The sequence below is a fragment of the Methanothermococcus jasoni genome (genome assembly GCF_049075655.1).
In the GTDB taxonomy this organism is placed as follows: domain Archaea; phylum AGJL01; class Methanococci; order Methanococcales; family Methanococcaceae; genus Methanofervidicoccus.
This window is the reverse complement of sequence record NZ_CP157522.1, coordinates 1,563,794-1,582,282: the sequence shown is the minus strand read 5'-3', so window position 1 is coordinate 1,582,282 and position 18,489 is coordinate 1,563,794. Positions and strand designations below refer to the sequence as shown.

Genomic DNA, 18,489 nt, shown 5'->3' with positions numbered 1-18,489 from the left:
ATATTTAAATGGTGATGACCATGAAATACCTTTTAATCCAATCAACAGATGAGAACATATTAAAACATGCTGAATGTGGTGGGGCAGTGTCTGCATTATTCAAATATCTGTTAGATAAAGAACTTGTGGATGGAGTTTTAGCCCTAAAAAAGGGAGAAGATGTTTATGATGGAATACCCACCCTTGTAAAAAGCTCAGAGGAGCTCATCCAAACATGTGGTTCTCTACATTGTGCTCCAACAAACTTTGGAAATATTATAAGCAAATATTTAAATGATTTAAAATTAGCCGTAGCTGTAAAGCCATGTGATGCCATGGCTATAAAGGAGCTCCAAAAAAGACACCAGATAGATAAGGATAATATCTACACAATAGGTTTAAACTGCGGTGGAACAATTCCACCAATTACTGCCATGAAAATGATAGAGATGTTTTACGGCGTAAATCCTGAGGATGTTGTCAAGGAAGAGATAGATAGTGGTAAATTCATAATAGAATTAAAGGATGGGACCCATAAAGCTATTAAAATACACGATTTAGAAGAGAAAGGATTTGGAAGGAGAAAAAACTGCCAGAGATGTGAATTAAAGATTCCAAGAAATGCAGATATTGCCTGTGGAAACTGGGGAGCAGAAGATGGATGGACTTTTGTTGAAGTGTGTTCAGAAAAAGGAAGGGAGTTAATTGAAAATGCTGAAAAAGAAGGATATATTAAGGTCAAAACCCCTTCTGAAAAGGGCATTAAGATTAGGGAAAAGATTGAAAAAATTATGATTAACCTTGCTAAATCTGCTCAAAAGGAACAGCTTGAAGAGAAATACCCTTCCATTGAAAAATGGAAGGAGTATTGGAACAGGTGCATAAAATGCTACGGTTGCAGGGATGCCTGCCCAATATGCTTTTGTAGGGAGTGTGCTTTAAATGAAGATTACATGGATAAAGGAGAGATTCCACCTGACCCGGTAATGTTCCAAGGCATCAGACTGTCCCACATGAGTTTCAGCTGTATAAACTGCGGTCAGTGTGAAGACGTATGTCCAATGGAGATTCCAGTGGCGTATATTTATCATAGAACTCAATTAAAAATAAGAAAAACAACAAACTTTGTTCCAGGTGTGGATGACAGCATGCCGTTTTTATTCCAATAAATGATATAAATTAATAAAAAATAAAATAATAATATAAAAAATCAATAAATAATAATAATAATAATAATAATAATAATTTATTTTTTTAATCATTTGCTTTTTCCATATATTTATCTATTAATTTCGTATCCAATCTTGTTTTTATGCCCAATCTTTCCAATATGATATTATTTAATATTATTTTCAATATCTCTTTACCTTCCTTTAATTCTGTTATGCTGTTCAATTTTCTTGTTGTTGAAGGAGATTTTAATTTTGCAAGTGCGTTTGCTATATCCTCTTCTTTAACCCTGCCCTTTTTCTTTTGATATATTTCATCAGCTATTTCTTCAAGTTTCTTCACATCAAATGGAAGGAACTCTATTATCTTCTTATTAATGGTTTCATCAATGGAGTTTAAAAGCCTTGCAACTTCTATGTCCTCAGTATTTTCATCAATATCCATTTTTTTAACAACAAACCATTTTCCTTTTTTTGCCCTAAATTGTATTTTTTCGCCAGTTTCTCTTTTTTCCATAAATCTCACCTATTGATGTATTTTAGTCGTTATTCATTTTCTTAATTGCAGATTTTATCGGTGGTGTAAATATAGGTTTTTCCTTTAAAATACCTTCCGGCCTGTAATAAAGCACAATTAGTGCCAAGACTCCAAAGAATATATATTGAAGCCAAACCGCCTCAAATGGTAGGTGCAGTAAGTTTTTAATATCAAATTTATAGTATTCAAGCAACATTCTAACAAGCACAAATATGAGAGCTCCCAATACTACACCTTTGTTGTTTCCCTTACCCCCAAGCAGTATTATTAAAAATGGATAAAATGTCCATTCTACTCGTGTAAAGGCATTAGCCGTAACATTTGATGAGTAAAATGTGTAAAGAACACCTGCAATACTTGCAAGGGCTGAACCTAATGCAACTGTTTTTATCCTCAACTTCATTATATCTCTACCGAATGCCTTTACAATATCTTCATTCTCCCTGTGAGCCCTTAAAATTCTTCCATAAGGGCTGTTTAATAACCTATTTGTGAATAAATATACAATGGCTCCAATAGTTATTGCCAATATGGAGTAGGCATATAATTTATATTCTCCCGGAACAAATGCCAACACATCTGGTGCCGATACACCGTAGTATCCTCCTACAATGTCTGTGTTGTAGTAGCTAACAAAAAATGCCACTTCACTTATTGCCAGAAGGGTAACTCCCAAATAATCCCCTTTAAGTTTTGCACTTGGGAGAATTGACAGAGCTCCTATTATCAATCCCACAATCATGGCAATGACTACTGCCAGTAGAAATACGCCCAACCCCACAAGTGGATTTTGAGCTATTAATTCTGTTAAATTATAACTTGCTATACTGCTTGCGGTGATGAAATCCCCCGTAATTCCAAAATACCATATAAATATCCTATTTAATATACCTCCAACTACTACTGCTCCTGCCAATACAGAGAGAGCTCTCCCAAAGTTTGGTATTCCACCGTATCCAAATTCTAAATTTAGACTCAGTGAGACTATCATATACAATCCAAAGAAAAATAAAATTAAACTTATAAGTTCAACCATTTTTCCAACCTCCTCCATAGATTAGTTCCCGTTATCCCATTAGGAATACATAATATCACTATTATCATTATAGCCAAAGATATTAACTTATTATACACCAAAACCTCCGGGCCAAATATACTTGACAGTCCATAGGTAAATAGGGATTCAGATATTCCAATAATATACCCACCAATCAGAGCTCCTGCTATATGGTGCAGTCCCCCAACAATACTTGCGGCAAATATTGACACTATAAGAAAATACCCTGTTTGTGGAACAATTTCCTGCAAATATGGCAACAATGACCCTGCCATACATGCCAGAGCTCCCGATAAAAACCAAGAAAACAACCTCGTATTTTCAACATTTATCCCCATAGCTTCGGCAAGGGATGGATTTTCCATAGATGCCCTTAATGCTATACCGAATTTCGTTCTATATAATAGTAAATACAATCCGACCAATGTTAATAACACGACAAGGGTTGACATTATCAACCTACCATGTATGCCGTAGAATTCAAAATCAATATTTGTGAATACAAAAAGTGTCTCTGTTTTTTTTGTAATAGTGCTCAATGTTTCAGCGTATGCCCCCACCACTCCAAGAAGTATTAAATCCCATGCAAGTGTGGCTATCATAAGCATTTCAATTGAAGCCTTTCTTTTTACAAGAGGTTTTAATGCTATATAGTAGGTAGATAATCCAACAACCCCTCCAATAATAAATGTCAAGGGTAGGGAAAGATAGGGGTCAAGACCAACCAACCTTAACAATGTCAATGCAATATAGGAACCCACAACAGCAAAAGATGCCTGAGCAAAATTTGGGACTGCTGTTGTGATATATGTTAAAGTTAAACCGAGGGCAAGCAACACCATAATATTGGACCATACAATGGTTCCCTCAATAACACCCATCATGATATCACCGTAATATTATATTGTTATCATTTATGTCAAACATGTGCCTAATACATTAATACATTAAAATATATTTAAATTATAGTTCTTACATGATTTATACATCTTCATTAACAATTCCCAAGAAATAACTCTGGAATTTTTCATGTTCAAGAAGTGATTTTGCAGAACCTCCGTATGCCACTCTGCCACTAACAAACATATATCCATTATCGCTTATTTCAAGTGCCTTTTTTGCGTTCTGTTCAACTAATAGGGGGGTGATATCATAATCATCCCGTAATTCTACTATTTTATCAAATATTACATCTGCAAGTTTAGGGGAGAGTTGTGCCGTAGGTTCATTTTCGTCGAGTAGCGAGGAAAACTTAAAACCGAAGGTTTTAGGTCGCTTGCTAACACAAGCGAACCGTGAATCCAGTAGCGGGTAGGAGGGTGCGGGTCTCACCCCATAAGTCGAGTTGGGGACGGCAACGAAACCAACAATGAGACTTATAAAGCAGTTGGTTTATATGAGTATATCATTTGATATACTTTGAAACATTTAAAACCAATTGCATGACCTAAGCATTAGAAAAATATTAATATCATAATTATAATCATTTCAAAAAGAAAAAGAAAAAATAAAGAAAAAATCAAATAAAAAAGCAAAGGAGGATACTATGATATATGTTGTAGGGCACAGAAACCCAGATACTGATAGTATATGTTCAGCAATTGTTTTGGCACATTTTTTAGACGGAGCTCCTGCAAGGTTGGGAGACTTGAACCCAGAAACTGAATTTGTGTTAAAAAGATTTGGAATTATGGAACCAGAATTGATAAAATCTGCAAAGGACAAGGAGCTCATACTTGTAGACCACTCTGAAAAATCCCAAAGTTTGGATGATTTAGATAATGGAAAACTTGTTGGAATAATCGACCACCATAAAATCGGCATCACCACCTCAGAGCCAATATTGTATATTGCAAAACCAGTAGGTTCAACGGCAACAGTAATAGCAGAATTATACTTTAAGGGAATGATGGAGTTCATTGGCGGAAAAAATAAGGAGTTAAAACCTGATTTAGCAGGATTGCTTCTTTCAGCTATCTTATCAGATACAGTTTTATTCAAATCCGTTACAACAACAGATACAGATAGAGAGCTCGCAGAAAAACTTGCAGAAATTGCAGGTATAGGAGATATTTATGCTTATGGTATGGAGATGCTTAAAGCAAAATCCACAGTAGGAAAAATGAGCCCTGAGGAAATAATAACAATCGATTACAAAGACTTTGAATTTAACGGTAAAAAAATAGGTATTGGACAGGTTGAAGTAATAGATGTTTCAGAAGTTGAGGCAAAAAAACAGGATATATACAACGCACTTGAAGAAAAATTCAAAGAAGGCTATGACTTAATATTGTTCCTTATCACCGACATAATGAAAGAAGGAAGCGAAGTTTTAGTTGTTGGAAACAAAGAAGCATTTGAAAAGGCATTTAATGTAAAATTGGATAATAACAGCATATTTTTAGAGGGCGTAATGTCCAGAAAGAAACAGGTAGTTCCTCCTTTGGAAAAATATTATACGAACTAATGAATTATTTTTAATTTTTAATTAACTATTATTTTTTATTTTTATTTTTTTATTTTCTATTATTTGTTGTATTCAAATATTTTCTGAGCTCTTGTTATTAGTCCAGATACAATATATAATACTGCAAGAACAATTATTATTTTTCCCCACATGGTTTGAGGTGTAATATCCCCATATCCAATGGTGGTTATAGATATTACTGTAAAGTAAAATGCATCTGCAAAATTGTTTATTTTTGGATTTACCTCATTTTCAGCTAACCATATAAAACATGATAATATAAAACTAAATATTAATATGGTTATAAAGTTAATAGACTCACGGCTTAGGTTAAGATGTTTGAATTTTATTACTCTTAATAATATCAATATTCTAACTGCATTAATTATCCTCAAACTAACAACTGCGGTAGTCGAGGTCATTTGTAATAAATATAAAGCAAAAGCACCAACAACAATGGCATCTATTATATTATATATATTTTTAAAAAATTTTAATTTATTTTTTGCCCCCATTAATTTATAAAAAAACTCAAAAGTAAGAAATGAAATAGATATAAAATCCAACTCCATCAATATATATTCATATGGGGGGTTATAGGTGGATAATATAAAAGATATCAGAATTTCAATTGTGCATAATATTCCAATTATTTCAACTGTGTTGAGTATTCTTGGGGTATAAATTTTATGTAGTGTTGCCATAATATCCCAGAAAAGATATAAAAATATATTAATATTTTTTATTATTTTATTTTTTTATTTTTCATGCTTTTTATTTTATTCTATTTGCTTAAATACTGGATGCTACAATAATTAATAAAAAACTAAGTGGTGTTTTCAATTATTGTAATTACTATAATAAATAATACTGATAAATGGGGGAACTACATAAATATTGATATATTTTTATAATAGTGAGTTATAACCAAATATTTGGTATTACCCATCTTTTCTTTATTCTATATTCATACATTTACAAATACCAATTACCGAAAAGTATATATATGAGAACTATCCTATTAGAGTTTGTTCTGATTGGATTGGAATTAGCCCGGTGGTGTAGTGGCCAATCATCCTAGGCTTTGGACCTGGGGACTGCGGTTCGAATCCGCACCGGGCTACTTTTTATTTTAGACACATACATTTATATATCCAAATATACTTAACATATAATTTGCCACGGTGTAATTATGAACATAAATGCAAATATGGATGTTGCCATTATTTCAGAGGGAAAATATGGGGACCGAGCCACAGGAGTCATTGGGAAAAAGTTTAATTGTGATTTTTTGAAGATAAATTATGCTGGGGATTTTGAAGATATTGAAATCGATAGAGCTCAGCTGAATGAGCTAAAAAAATATGACGTAATAATTACATATATTATAAATCCAGATTTAACATACGCTCTCATAAATGAAATACATAATATTAATGAAAAATTGAACAAAAAAATCTTTGTAATCGTGGGGGCATGGAGAGGAGAAGGGTTTAAAAAACAACTTGAAAGTTTTGGAAATGTAATTTGTCCAGATTTAATGTGTAATTTAGATGAACATGATTTAAAAGATAAGTTGGATAAATACCCGCAATTAAAAGAGTTTTTAAAATACTTTGGAAAACCGATTGTTAATATTTATTTGGATAATGATATAATTAAAGATATGGATGTAATAAGGGAGTCTCCATGTGGTTCGAGCTCCGAAACATTGCAGGAATTTATTGGAAAAGAATTCAATGAAAAAACCTTAATAGATATTGGTTTAAGGGTCCAGCATTTTTGCAGAGCTGGAAAATTAAGAGTTTTTGTTGAAAAAGAAGGTAAAAAAAGCAGAGCCGGTAAAATATTAGTAAATGGAATTAATATTATTAAAAAATAAATGATTTAATCATATTCTCTCCAAGTGTGTCCGCACTTTTTACATTTGTAAAATCTTGTTTCAGGTTCATCCGCACATCTTGTTTGTTGTAACCACCAGTAAGCTTCCATATTTCCACATTCTGGACATTCTATTCTTGTAGTTGGTAATGTATTTACATCTTCGATTACTACAATTTCTTGTTTCTTTGATTCTATTTTTTCCTTTAATTCATATGATTCATTTGTTTGTTCCAAATCTTCTTCAAATTTACATACTGTGCATACTAATTTTCCATCTTTTGGAAGCATTATATTTTTACATTTAGGGCAAAACTTTACCACATTATCACCTTTTTATTTTTTAGTTTAATTTTATTTTTATTTATTATTTTTTTATTATATTTCCTCATTTCTTTTTTAAATACTTCAAATAGTCATTAAATATCTTTTTGTGGTCAAATGCCAAATCTAAATCTTTGACCTCTTCGATTTTAAATAACTTTGCCTCCTTGGCATCATCGGAACCCTTGGGAGCTCCTTCAATATGTTCTAAAATATAAACAACAGAAACGGTATGACCCCTTGGGTCTCTATTGGGGTCTGAATACACCCCAAGGAGATGTTTTATTTTGGTCTTTAAATTGGTTTCTTCGTAGATTTCCCTCATAACTGCATTTTCAGTAGTTTCTCCATATTCTACGAACCCTCCCGGAAATGCCCATGAATCTTTAAAGGGCGGGTTTTTTCTTTTTATTAATAGGATTTTATCATCAATTTGAATTATACCATCAACAGTTAAGGATGGTGATTTATATTCTTTCATATTATCATCAAAAATAATCTTATATACTATAAGATATAATTTAAATCAACCTTAAAAAAGGCTATTGTAGTATGTCTCATTGTCATGAGATGTGAGCTCATGATATGTTAAACAAGTTTTGAATTAAGAGAGTTTTTATAATATTTATAATTTACGATGAAAAATTTTAATAAAATAAATTATATGTTATTATAACATTTATCCATAAAATAAATTATAATTAAAAGTATATGAAATATAAATATAGGAGGCGATTATTTGCATTGGGCTGACGCAATGGCTAAAAAAATAATAAAAAAGAGAGAAAAACAGAATCCTGAAAAATACCTTGTTGCAAGTGGTATTACTCCATCAGGACACATACATGTAGGAAATGCAAGGGAAACACTCACAGCAGATGCACTTTATAAGGGACTGTTAAACAATGGTGTTGAGGCGGAGCTCATATTCATTGCTGACACCTATGACCCACTTAGGAAGGTTTATCCATTCTTACCAGATGAGTATGAAAAATATGTTGGCATGCCTATAAGTGAAATTCCATGCCCTGAGGGATGCTGTGAAAGTTATGCGGACCATTTCCTAAAACCATTTGTAGATAGTTTGGATGATTTAGGCATTGATTTAACCGTCTATAAAGCTGATGAAAACTATAAAAATGGGCTTTATGACGAAACAATAGTATTGGCTCTGGAAAATAGGGATAAAATAAGGGATATATTAAATAAATACAGAAAAGAACCCCTTCCAGAAGACTGGTATCCGTTAAACATAGTTTGTGAGAAATGTGGTAAATTAAGCACAACAAAGGTAATTAACTACGATAGTGAGAATAAAACCGTTGATTATGAATGCTCCTGTGGTTATAAAAACACAGTAGAACCCTTTAAAGGTAGGGGAAAACTCCCTTGGAGAGTTGATTGGCCTGCAAGATGGAGCATATTCAATGTAATAGCAGAGCCTATGGGTAAAGACCACGGGACATCCGGCGGTTCTTATGATACAGGAGTTAAAATTGCCAGAGCAGTATATAACTATCAAGCACCAGAAAAAATAATTTACGAATGGATTCAGTTGAAAATAGGGGACAAGGCAGTCCCAATGTCTTCATCATCTGGTGTCGTGTTTGCAGTTAAGGACTGGGTAAAAATCTGCCACCCTGAGATTTTAAGGTTTTTGCTGTTGAGAAGCAAACCTACAAAACATATCGACTTTGATTTAAAGGCAATTCCTAACCTTGTAGATGATTATGAGGAGCTCGAAAGAAAATATTTCGAGTTAATGAAAAAGAGAGAAGAAGGCATTGAATTGAATGAAAATGAAATGGATAAGATAAGATTGTATGAGCTCTCAACACCAAAAATACCTGATGAGTTGCCTTTGCAAATACCATATAGATTCTGTGTAATAGTATCTCAGATAGCCTATGATGCTGAAAAAGAAGAAATTAACATGGATAAGGTGCTGGAAATCCTTAAAAGAAATAACTATGAGTCAATCGATTCAATGAAAGAAAGTGATTTTGAGAGATTGAAGGCAAGGTTATACATGGCTAGAAACTGGGCTTTGAACTACGGTGAAGTGCTGGAAATAATAGATTTAGAAAAAGCAAAGGAAATGTATGATGAATTAAATGAAAAACAGAAGGAATGGATAAAAGCATTTGGCGAGAAATTGAAAGAAGTTGAATTCGATGCCTTATCCATACATGAGTTAATATACAACAGTGCAAAGGAAATGGAATTGAATCCAAAAGAAGCATTTTTGGCATCCTATAAAATACTTCTCGGCAAGAAATACGGACCTAAATTGGGAAGTTTCCTATCTTCACTTGATAAGGAGTTTGTAATTGGGCGATATTCTTTATTGAAATAATATTTTCATTATTTATCCCCGCCCCTATATTAATTAATAATTTATTTTCTATTTTTTAGGTGAAAAATATGATAGAGATTATATCCTATCAAGAAATTAAAGGAAATAATAAGGATATTGTAAATATGGAGTTCGAAAAACTAATGGATGATATAAAAAATAAATATAACGCCGAAATACTATCAATAGAAGATGAAGAAGATGATGGAGAGGGATTATATACAAAAGTCGGGGAATTGAAGATAGTATTTAATTCTTTTTTAGAATATGTTGATTTTTGTCTGAAATATGGTGCTGATTTAGATATTATTAGCCCTTCAAAATTAAAAATTAGTTCAAAAGAATTTGGGGAAGCTATTGCTCATATAATTGAGTTTTTTAAAAAATTCTGCGAAAAATACAACATCATGTTCAATGTCCATATAAAGGAAGAAGAGAATGTCGATATTGAAGGGTATAAAAATGGCATTTATGATGAAGATGACATATTTGCATTACAGGAAGAAGGACTTATAAAGGTAAAGGCTGTTTTTGAAGGTTATGGGAGCTCCGAAGAGGATGTAATTAAAAAGATATTGTTATCATTAGGGGACGATATAGCAGTAAATAAAGTTATTACAAAACCCTTGGAAAAAGAAGGACCATATAAAAATGTGGAGTTCTATGGATTAATAGCCGTGGAAATGTTCTGCAAACCTTTCGATATCGTAGAAATATCATATAAATTTTTGCCTGTTGTAATGTCCATTGAGGATAAGTACATTGAAATAGAAGGTTTAGAATTGCAGGACATTGGAAATGATTTGGGCGGTGCAGTTTTCGAGCTCTCCCATGCAACGTTGATGAACAACTAAACGGAACTTCATCCCATAATACCAAAACATATATTACTTATAAAAAAATATTAAATTAAAACTATATAATGGTGATAATATGCATCCAGCAATAAAATATATGAGAGAAGATAGGCTCCCACACATATTTTGTTCAGGTTGTGGAAATGGAATTATATTGAACTGTTTTGCAAATGCCCTTGAAAAATTAAACATGAGCTCCGAGGATTATATAGCAATATCTGGAATTGGATGTTCATCAAGGCTTCCAGGATATTTAGATTGTGATTCATTGCACACAACCCATGGAAGACCAATCGCATTTGCAACAGGAGTAAAGGTTGCCCGAGATGATAAGAAGGTCGTTGTATTTACCGGAGATGGTGATTTATCCGCAATTGGAGGAAATCATTTTATTCACGGTTGCAGAAGAAACATAGATATAACTGTTATTTGTATAAACAACAACATATATGGAATGACCGGAGGACAATGTTCCCCAACTACACCACATGAAAAAAAGGCAACCACTGCACCCTATGGAAATCCAGAAAATCCTATGGACTTATGCAAGTTGGCAATTGCCGCAGGTGCAACCCATGTAGCTAGATGGACTACCGCACATCCTATTCAGTTATCAAATGCAATAAAAAAAGGAATAGAGAAAAAAGGATTCTCATTTATTGAAGTAATTGCACAATGTCCAACATATTACGGAAGATTTAATGTTTCGAAGAATCCTGCTGAAATGATGAAATTCTTTAAAGAAAATTCAATAACTATTAAAAAAGCTGAAAATCTCTCAGAGGAAGAGTTGGAAAATAAAATCATTGTAGGAGAGTTTTTGGATATTGAAAAACCAGAATTCATAGAACAGTTAAAGATATTGCAGAAATAATGTATAATCATTATCACTCTATAAACAACATAAAAATAAAATTAATAAAATATTAAAAATACCAACATGTGAATAAACATAGGTGGAATTATGAGGAAAGAAATTAGACTATCAGGTTTTGGAGGTCAGGGGATAATCCTATCAGGTGTGATTTTAGGTAAAGGTGCTTCACTCTACGATAACAAGAATGCAGTTCAAACACAATCTTATGGACCTGAGGCAAGAGGAGGAGCAAGTAAATCTGAGGTTGTAATATCTGAGGAAGAAATAAGCTTTCCAAAGGTAATAAAACCTGATATATTAGTTTGCATGTCCCAACCTGCCTTTGATAAATATGGAATGGATGTAAAAGAAAATGGATGCGTAATTGTTGATAAAGACCTTGTCTCCATACCTGAGGATTATGAAAATAATTTCAACGTATATCAAGTTCCATTCACGGAAATTGCCCATAAAGAAGTTGGTTTGAAAATAGTTGCAAACATTGTAATGCTCGGAGCTCTCACAAAAATAACCAATATTGTTTCAAAAGATGCCATGGAAAAAGCTGTATTGGATAGTGTTCCTAAGGGCACTGAAAAAAAGAATATATTGGCTTTTGAGAAAGGTTATAACTATATTGAATAATTTTTTAAAATAATTTATTATTTGATTTGTATATTTATATAGTTTAATCTTTATAAGTTATAATTAAATTTTTATAATAAAGGAATTCTATATATATTGAATTTTATATATTATTTTAAATATTATTTTTTACTATTTTTATTAAAATTTAAAGTGGTGTAGTATGATAGATAAATGTCCAATTTGCAAAGGAACAGGAAAAAAAATTGTTGGGTATGAATCATGTCCTGAATGTGAGGGAACTGGCTATATTGAAGAATTTAACACAAAATCCCACTTTAAGGGAGTTTCTAAAAAATCTAAATACGATTTAGATGTTGCAGAGGTGCCATGTCCGAACTGTAAAGGCTCTGGAAAGATTCCAATATATGACACCTGTGATTACTGTGGAGGAAGTGGAAAAATTGTAAAATGCGATAAATGCGATAAATATATAGGTAAATATCCGCAGGATAAAAATAAAACATTATGTGCTAAATGTAAAAAGGAAGAAGAAGAAAAAAAGAAAAACTTGAAAACAGTTTATATATTAGACAACCTATGTGGAATGAACGATTTAGAAGAGGGTAAATTCTACAAGGGAACGGTATCAAGAACTGAAAAATATGGGGTTTTCATTTCATTAAATGACCAGACAAGGGGTTTGTTGAGAGCTCGTGAAATGGTTGGAAAAAGATTAGGGGACTTTAAGATAGGGGATGAAGTTGTTGTGCAAGTATCTGAATTAAAACCGCAAAAGAGGGAGGTTGATTTTAGATATATTCCAATTGCAAACTATAAAATTGAAAAACTTGAAAAGAGCATCCCATTAACAACAATAAAGGAAATCACCGATAAAGGCATACTTGAAATGAGGGATGAAGTAGTCCATATTCAAGGGGAAATTATCCAAATTACTCAAACACCAGGTCCAACAATATTCACCATCACCGATGGAACAGATACTGCATGGATAGCGGCATTTGAAGTTGCAGGTTTAAGAACCCACCCTGAAATAATGGTAGGAGATATTGTAGATGTGGTGGGGACTGTTTCCATAAGAGATGGAAAACTTCAAATTGAAAGAATAAAATTGGTAAAACTCGAAGGAGAAAAAGCTGATATTGTAAAGGACAAAATAGAAAGAGAATTAGATAGAAAATCAGAACCATACAGTGATATAGAATTCCTTGTAGATAGTCCAATACTTGAAAAATTAAGGCCTAAAATGGCCGATGTGGCAAAAAGAATAAGAAGAGCAATATTGGATGGAAAACCTGTGATTATACGGCATCATGCAGATACCGACGGATACTGTGCAGGTGTAGCACTTGAAAAGGCAATACTCCCAATATTAAGTGAATTTTCAATAGATGCCGATGCACAATGGCACTATTTCAGGAGAAGTCCATCTAAGGCACCATTTTATGAATTGGAAGATATCACAAAAGACTTGGCATTCTCATTAGAGGATAAGTTAAGGTTTGGTCAAAAGATGCCATTGGTTGTATTGGCAGATAATGGAAGCACCAACGAGGATATACCTGCAATATCACAAGCTGAGGCATACGATATAGATGTTGTTGTGATAGACCACCACTATCCAGGAGAAGTTGTAGATGGTAAGGTAGAAGTGGATGAATATGTAAGAGCTCATGTGAATCCATACCTTGTTGGTGGAGATAGCAACTTAACCGCAGGGGTTTTAGCAACGGAAGTTGCAAGAATGATAAACAAAGATGTTACTGACGAAATAAAGCATCTTCCAGGCATAGCCGTGGTTGGAGACCATGCAAAAGGAAAAGAAGTAGATGAATATGTAAAAATAGCATTGGAAGATTTAACAGAATGCAGTAAAAAATATGGTAGCGGAAAAGAATATACAAGAGACGATTTAGATAAAATTGGATTATGTATGGATTTCGAAGCATTTTATTTAAGATTCATGAACGGTAGAGGTATTGTAGAAGATATACTTGGAATAAATAAGAAAGAACTAAATAGGCATGAAAAATTAATTGATATATTATACAATAGAGCAATGCAAATGGTAGATAGGCAAATGAAAGCGGTAATACCTGCCATAAAAACCGAAGAACTTGATAATGGAATAATATTAAATACACTGGATGTAGAAAAATATGCCCATAAATTCACATTTCCCGCTCCTGGAAAAACATGTGGCTTTGCCCATGATTCCATAGTTCAAAAATACGGGGAAGAAACACCAATAATAACAATATCTTATGGTCCGGATTTTGGTGTTGTTAGGGCAACTGATGCAGTTAGCGAAAGATTTAACTTCAATCTAAATATTATAATAGAACAGCTTATAAAAGAGATTCCAGAAGCTTCCTTAGACGGCGGAGGTCACGAGTGTGCTGGAAGTTTAAAGTTTGTTGAAGGATTAAGAGAAAAGGTATTAAATAGATTTATAGAAATCATTAAAGAGATGAAATATCAATAAAAAATCTTTAAAATTTTAATAAAAAAATTTATTTAATATAATTCTTCCAATGGAACTAATTCTGAATATTCTTTCATATCATGAAGTGCTGCAATTTCAATAGGAATGCCTTTATTTTTTATTATAACAAATGGGTTTATCCCACCAATACTTACAAATCCAAACATGCCTTTTTCAACTTTTATTCCACAAATATCATTGTTTGGTTTTCCTACTTCAAGTATCCCCGTCCAATTAAGTTTTTCAGCGATGTTAATTAAACTTTCTCTTGCTGCCATTGGGACTTTTCTTACTCCCGACAAAATTGTTTTTTCGCCATCGACTCTGTTAAAAAATACTTCATGAGGGTCCAATGATGTTCCTTCATAGGAAATTATATCAATGAATCTATTTTTGCCGAGCTCCAAAACACCACCGTAATATGGTATAATTGGAACACCGTATTTTACGAAAATACCATCTATGGTTGATGAACATAATGTGTTTATTACTATCTGATTGCCTGCTCTTTCTATTCCAATTCTATCGGATATTATTGTTTTAGCTTCATAGCATTCTTTTAACGCATCTAAAACCTCATCTTCATATTTTTTATTAACATAGCCGGTATTCACAAGCACATTTCCCTTTTCACTTTCCATGTCGTAATTTACATTATGCAGCATGGACAGCATCTTTGATAAAACAGGCATTATTTTAACTTTCCCTCTCTTATTTATTGGATGCAGGTATTTTTTATTTCTTTTTTCCATAAGGGACAAATCCTTTAAGGTTGTGGCTGCATTAATTCTTACAGGATAACCATCTTCAACAGCAGGACATATTGGGGATAAACCACCAACAAGGGCAACACCAATCTCTCCTTCGTTTAAACTGAGCCCCAATACATTGTCCTCACCATAACTTAAAACACCGTTTAATAAATCTCTTTTTAAAAGGTTCTCAAATTTTTCCATTATGGAGCTCGGAATTATTCTAAAATTGGCAGGTAAATATCCTTCTCCATTTTCAATTATCCCCAATACATCAGTTTTTCCCCTAGTAATAAATGCCTCTAAGGGGTCTATGGATGATTTCCTAAAATCTATTACTCCTTCAAAATAAACCGGTTCGTAGTCTTCAAATTTAACAATACCTCCATATTTTGGCATTGAAAGTATGCCATTTTTTAACAAAAAATTGTCAAATGTAATTGAACATAATGTTTCAATGTTTATTAAGTTCGGATTTTCACTGTCTTTTTTAATATTTACATAATCGCCAATGGAGAATCCATTATCTATTACTTTTAATACCAAATCTCTTATCATTTCATAATCTCCTTCAAAGACAGTTTTATTTATAATCACCTTCGTTGGGAAATTTGATAAATAAAGTTTCTCCATTATTTGAGAAAATACTGAGCCAATTCTATATGATATATTTGCTTTACTGAGTTCTTCCAATCCTTTTTCAGTAATGGTTCTTCCAGAATATCCAAATTTTTCAGTGAGGTTTTTTTCATCTAATAATTGAAGATGATATCTCACTGCTCGTTCCCCTATCTCATAACCTCGTCTTTTAAGTTCGTTTGCTATGGTTTTGGCACCAACTGGTTCATCATATTCTGAAAGTATGCTCAAAATCTCAACAAGTTTTTCATCTAAGTTATTAGTCAAAATATCACCTGCTATAAGTTATATTCATCGTTATGACAAGATATAAATATCATGCAACACATAAATTATAATGGTTATACTTTTTATATATGGTGGTATTATGTCAAATATATTTCACAAAAAAGGGCAGCTATCCCTTGAATTAATGTTATTAATTTTTGCCGTGGTTCTTGGAGGAACTGTTGTAAGTTTGGAAATGGTTAAGAATCCAAGCTTTAAAAATACTCAAGTTGAAGGAATAAAAGAAATATCATTCAGTGGATTTATTAAAAATGAGAATGTGAGCTCACCAACTACTACTAATGATAATAATACTGGCGATACCAAAATTAAAAATGAGAATGTGAGCTCACCAACTACTACTAATGATAATAATACTGGCGATACCAATAACAATAGTGAGACGTCAGATTCTAACAACAATACAAATGTTCTCCCTGACTTGGTTCCAAATAGTATGGTTGTCAAATATTCAAACGGAACTGAAATAGGACACTGTTATAGGGAAAATGTTCAAAATAATGGAAATAATCAGCAATCAACAAATCAGTTTAGACACAAAGGAGGTCATTTGAACAACAACGCCAATATAATAATACGTGTGGATATTGAAAATATTGGTGCTGGAAATGTATCAAAGAACTTTAAAGTAGCACTATATGATAATGGTAAATGGGTTGATGAGGTTACTGCTCAAAAAGATGGTGATAATCAGTGGTATGCTACTTTTGAATATGAACTTAAAACTTCAAGAGGAGGAAACCAGCAACAATATCAAAATAATGGCAATAATAACAAAAATCAACAACAAAATAAATATCAGGGTAAGGACCGCACCATTGAAAATCATACACTCAAAGCTGTTGTAGATTATTATAATGTAGTAAATGAATCAAATGAGAGCAATAATGATATTTCAGTAGATATTGGTGTAAATATATCTGTTCAGGGCAATAACAATGCAAACGGAGCTGGTAATTTATATATAGAATTATCCGGAGATACAGAAGGCGTATTGACAAAAGACATGATAGATGCAGATGACGCAGAGTTTGTATCAGGCGATATTTCACTAAAAACAAATGGGTATTCGGATTATGAGTATAATGCAAATGGCACAGTGTATGGGGATATATATGTAACAGGAAGTGCAAAATATAAATTAGGAAATCTCCAAAAAATAGAATCCTTGCAGGCTTATCTTGACGGCAGTAGTGAATTAGATATAGATGTTCCTGAAATTGATACATTTACTATAAGAAAAAAAGGAGGAGCTTCCGAAATTGGAGGTGGAGTTCATCTTAATATATATAATTCAGATATTGGAACATTTTATGTAAATAAAATAACAGGAAGGGCAAATTTAAAGTTTGAAAACTTCTCCATAGGGACATTTGAAACCGATAGTGGTGATTTTGGAGGAGGTGCAGAAACAATCTTTGAAAGTGGAAGAATAACCAGCATGAACCTTGGAAATATCGTAGGTGGTGGAAAACCGAAATTCAAAAATGTAGTAATTGGAGATATTGTAATAAATAATATGGATGGAGGTCCAGAAATTAACTTTGAAAATACGGCAATAAACAGCATAAAAATTAACAAATTAACTGGAAATCCAAAAATACTATTGGAACACTCTTCAAGTTTAAACTACTTAGAAGCTAATGAATTAAGTGGTAGTGATATTGAAGTCAAAGATGGAAGTTCCCTAAAGGAAATAAATATACTAGGTTCAACAGGATATAATGGAAAAATATATGTTGAAGATGGATGCAAACTTGAAAAATTAACTGTTAATGGAAATGTTAATGCAGATATAACTATCGAAGGTGTCCTCGGTCTAATTTCCGTTGATGTAGGGGATATAACAAGCGGTGGAAAATTGTACATTGATGAGGCATTAGGAAGTTCAGTGAAAACAGGAATTGTATGTAATTGGAATGGAGTTGAGATTGAAGATTCCACACTATCAACAGTTAATATAAAAGGAGTCTCAAACTCAGGTCATGCAACGATAAAAAATTCAAACATTGACAGTTTAGATATTGGTTCATTACCAGATTGGGGCTCAACAATAGATATTGAAAATTGTAATGTATCTACACTCAAATATACGGAACTTAAAAACGGTAAAATATCAATCAAAAACTCAAATATTAAAACACTATCAGGAAATAATTTGGATGAATTAATAAACAGTGGGCACATAGTTATAAGCAATTCATGGGTAAACGGAAAATACTATAATTAATTAAA

Annotated in this window: 16 protein-coding genes, 1 tRNA gene and 1 pseudogene; 10 read left to right on the top strand and 8 right to left on the bottom strand. The window is 32.6% G+C overall.

Going from position 1 to position 18,489, the window contains the following annotated elements:
* Window positions 1-20: 20 nt before the first annotated feature.
* Window positions 21-1,148, top strand: coding sequence for a Coenzyme F420 hydrogenase/dehydrogenase, beta subunit C-terminal domain (locus tag Mjas_RS08275; RefSeq protein WP_421077682.1), 1,128 nt, complete (start codon window positions 21-23; stop codon window positions 1,146-1,148).
* Between the two features lie 85 nt (window positions 1,149-1,233).
* On the opposite strand, the gene Mjas_RS08270 is transcribed toward Mjas_RS08275, so the two are convergent.
* The 4 genes and pseudogenes from Mjas_RS08270 to Mjas_RS08255 all read right to left on the bottom strand — a co-directional run.
* The gene (locus tag Mjas_RS08270; protein WP_421077681.1) at window positions 1,234-1,665 is read right to left on the bottom strand and encodes a DUF2666 domain-containing protein; all 432 of its coding nucleotides are present in this window, start codon (window positions 1,663-1,665) and stop codon (window positions 1,234-1,236) included.
* A gap of 22 nt (window positions 1,666-1,687) precedes the next feature.
* Window positions 1,688-2,722, bottom strand: coding sequence for a branched-chain amino acid ABC transporter permease (locus Mjas_RS08265; protein WP_421077680.1), 1,035 nt, complete (start codon window positions 2,720-2,722; stop codon window positions 1,688-1,690).
* The gene (locus Mjas_RS08260) at window positions 2,707-3,624 is read right to left on the bottom strand and encodes a branched-chain amino acid ABC transporter permease (RefSeq protein WP_421078612.1); all 918 of its coding nucleotides are present in this window, start codon (window positions 3,622-3,624) and stop codon (window positions 2,707-2,709) included. Before Mjas_RS08260 ends, Mjas_RS08265 begins: the two co-directional genes overlap by 16 nt.
* 100 nt (window positions 3,625-3,724) lie before the next feature.
* Window positions 3,725-3,973 (bottom strand): annotated as a pseudogene (locus tag Mjas_RS08255) (ABC transporter ATP-binding protein); the annotation flags it as partial.
* A 316-nt stretch (window positions 3,974-4,289) separates the two neighbouring features.
* On the opposite strand from Mjas_RS08255, the gene Mjas_RS08250 reads away from it, so the two are divergent.
* On the top strand, window positions 4,290-5,210 hold the full coding sequence (locus tag Mjas_RS08250; RefSeq protein WP_421077679.1) for a manganese-dependent inorganic pyrophosphatase: 921 nt from the start codon (window positions 4,290-4,292) through the stop codon (window positions 5,208-5,210).
* Window positions 5,211-5,269: 59 nt separating this feature from the next.
* Here the strand turns inward: Mjas_RS08250 and mvp are convergent, their stop codons facing one another.
* The gene (gene mvp, locus Mjas_RS08245) at window positions 5,270-5,914 is read right to left on the bottom strand and encodes a hyperpolarization-activated voltage-gated potassium channel (protein ID WP_421077678.1); all 645 of its coding nucleotides are present in this window, start codon (window positions 5,912-5,914) and stop codon (window positions 5,270-5,272) included.
* A 346-nt stretch (window positions 5,915-6,260) separates the two neighbouring features.
* On the opposite strand from mvp, the gene Mjas_RS08240 reads away from it, so the two are divergent.
* Window positions 6,261-6,333, top strand: a tRNA-Gln gene (locus Mjas_RS08240).
* Window positions 6,334-6,402: 69 nt separating this feature from the next.
* A complete protein-coding gene (locus Mjas_RS08235; RefSeq protein WP_421077677.1) occupies window positions 6,403-7,092 on the top strand; it encodes a DUF166 family protein in 690 nt (229 codons plus the stop codon).
* A 5-nt stretch (window positions 7,093-7,097) separates the two neighbouring features.
* Here Mjas_RS08235 and Mjas_RS08230 read toward each other — a convergent pair whose 3' ends face one another.
* Both Mjas_RS08230 and Mjas_RS08225 read right to left on the bottom strand, forming a co-directional pair.
* On the bottom strand, window positions 7,098-7,415 hold the full coding sequence (locus Mjas_RS08230; RefSeq protein ID WP_421077676.1) for a transcription factor S: 318 nt from the start codon (window positions 7,413-7,415) through the stop codon (window positions 7,098-7,100).
* A 64-nt stretch (window positions 7,416-7,479) separates the two neighbouring features.
* A complete protein-coding gene (locus tag Mjas_RS08225; RefSeq protein WP_421077675.1) occupies window positions 7,480-7,896 on the bottom strand; it encodes an NUDIX domain-containing protein in 417 nt (138 codons plus the stop codon).
* Between the two features lie 258 nt (window positions 7,897-8,154).
* Between Mjas_RS08225 and lysS the strand changes: the two genes are divergently transcribed.
* The 5 genes from lysS to Mjas_RS08200 all read left to right on the top strand — a co-directional run bounded on the left by lysS (window position 8,155) and on the right by Mjas_RS08200 (window position 14,575).
* Window positions 8,155-9,771, top strand: a complete 1,617-nt coding sequence (lysS, locus tag Mjas_RS08220) for a lysine--tRNA ligase (RefSeq protein WP_421077674.1) — start codon at window positions 8,155-8,157, stop codon at window positions 9,769-9,771.
* 68 nt (window positions 9,772-9,839) lie between these two features.
* Window positions 9,840-10,625: a hypothetical protein gene (locus Mjas_RS08215; RefSeq protein WP_421077673.1), complete on the top strand. Its 786-nt coding sequence runs from the start codon at window positions 9,840-9,842 to the stop codon at window positions 10,623-10,625.
* Window positions 10,626-10,704: 79 nt separating this feature from the next.
* Window positions 10,705-11,502 (top strand): 2-oxoacid:ferredoxin oxidoreductase subunit beta, encoded by a 798-nt coding sequence (locus Mjas_RS08210; RefSeq protein ID WP_421077672.1) that lies wholly within the window; start codon window positions 10,705-10,707, stop codon window positions 11,500-11,502.
* A gap of 90 nt (window positions 11,503-11,592) precedes the next feature.
* The gene (locus tag Mjas_RS08205) at window positions 11,593-12,129 is read left to right on the top strand and encodes a 2-oxoacid:ferredoxin oxidoreductase subunit gamma (protein ID WP_421077671.1); all 537 of its coding nucleotides are present in this window, start codon (window positions 11,593-11,595) and stop codon (window positions 12,127-12,129) included.
* 163 nt (window positions 12,130-12,292) lie between these two features.
* A complete protein-coding gene (locus Mjas_RS08200; RefSeq protein ID WP_421077670.1) occupies window positions 12,293-14,575 on the top strand; it encodes an OB-fold nucleic acid binding domain-containing protein in 2,283 nt (760 codons plus the stop codon).
* A 32-nt stretch (window positions 14,576-14,607) separates the two neighbouring features.
* On the opposite strand, the gene Mjas_RS08195 is transcribed toward Mjas_RS08200, so the two are convergent.
* Entirely contained in the window at window positions 14,608-16,233 is a 1,626-nt protein-coding gene (locus Mjas_RS08195) for an NrpR regulatory domain-containing protein (RefSeq protein WP_421077669.1), read from the bottom strand.
* A 100-nt stretch (window positions 16,234-16,333) separates the two neighbouring features.
* Between Mjas_RS08195 and Mjas_RS08190 the strand changes: the two genes are divergently transcribed.
* Entirely contained in the window at window positions 16,334-18,484 is a 2,151-nt protein-coding gene (locus Mjas_RS08190; RefSeq protein ID WP_421077668.1) for a CARDB domain-containing protein, read from the top strand.
* The last annotated feature ends 5 nt before the right edge of the window (window positions 18,485-18,489 follow it).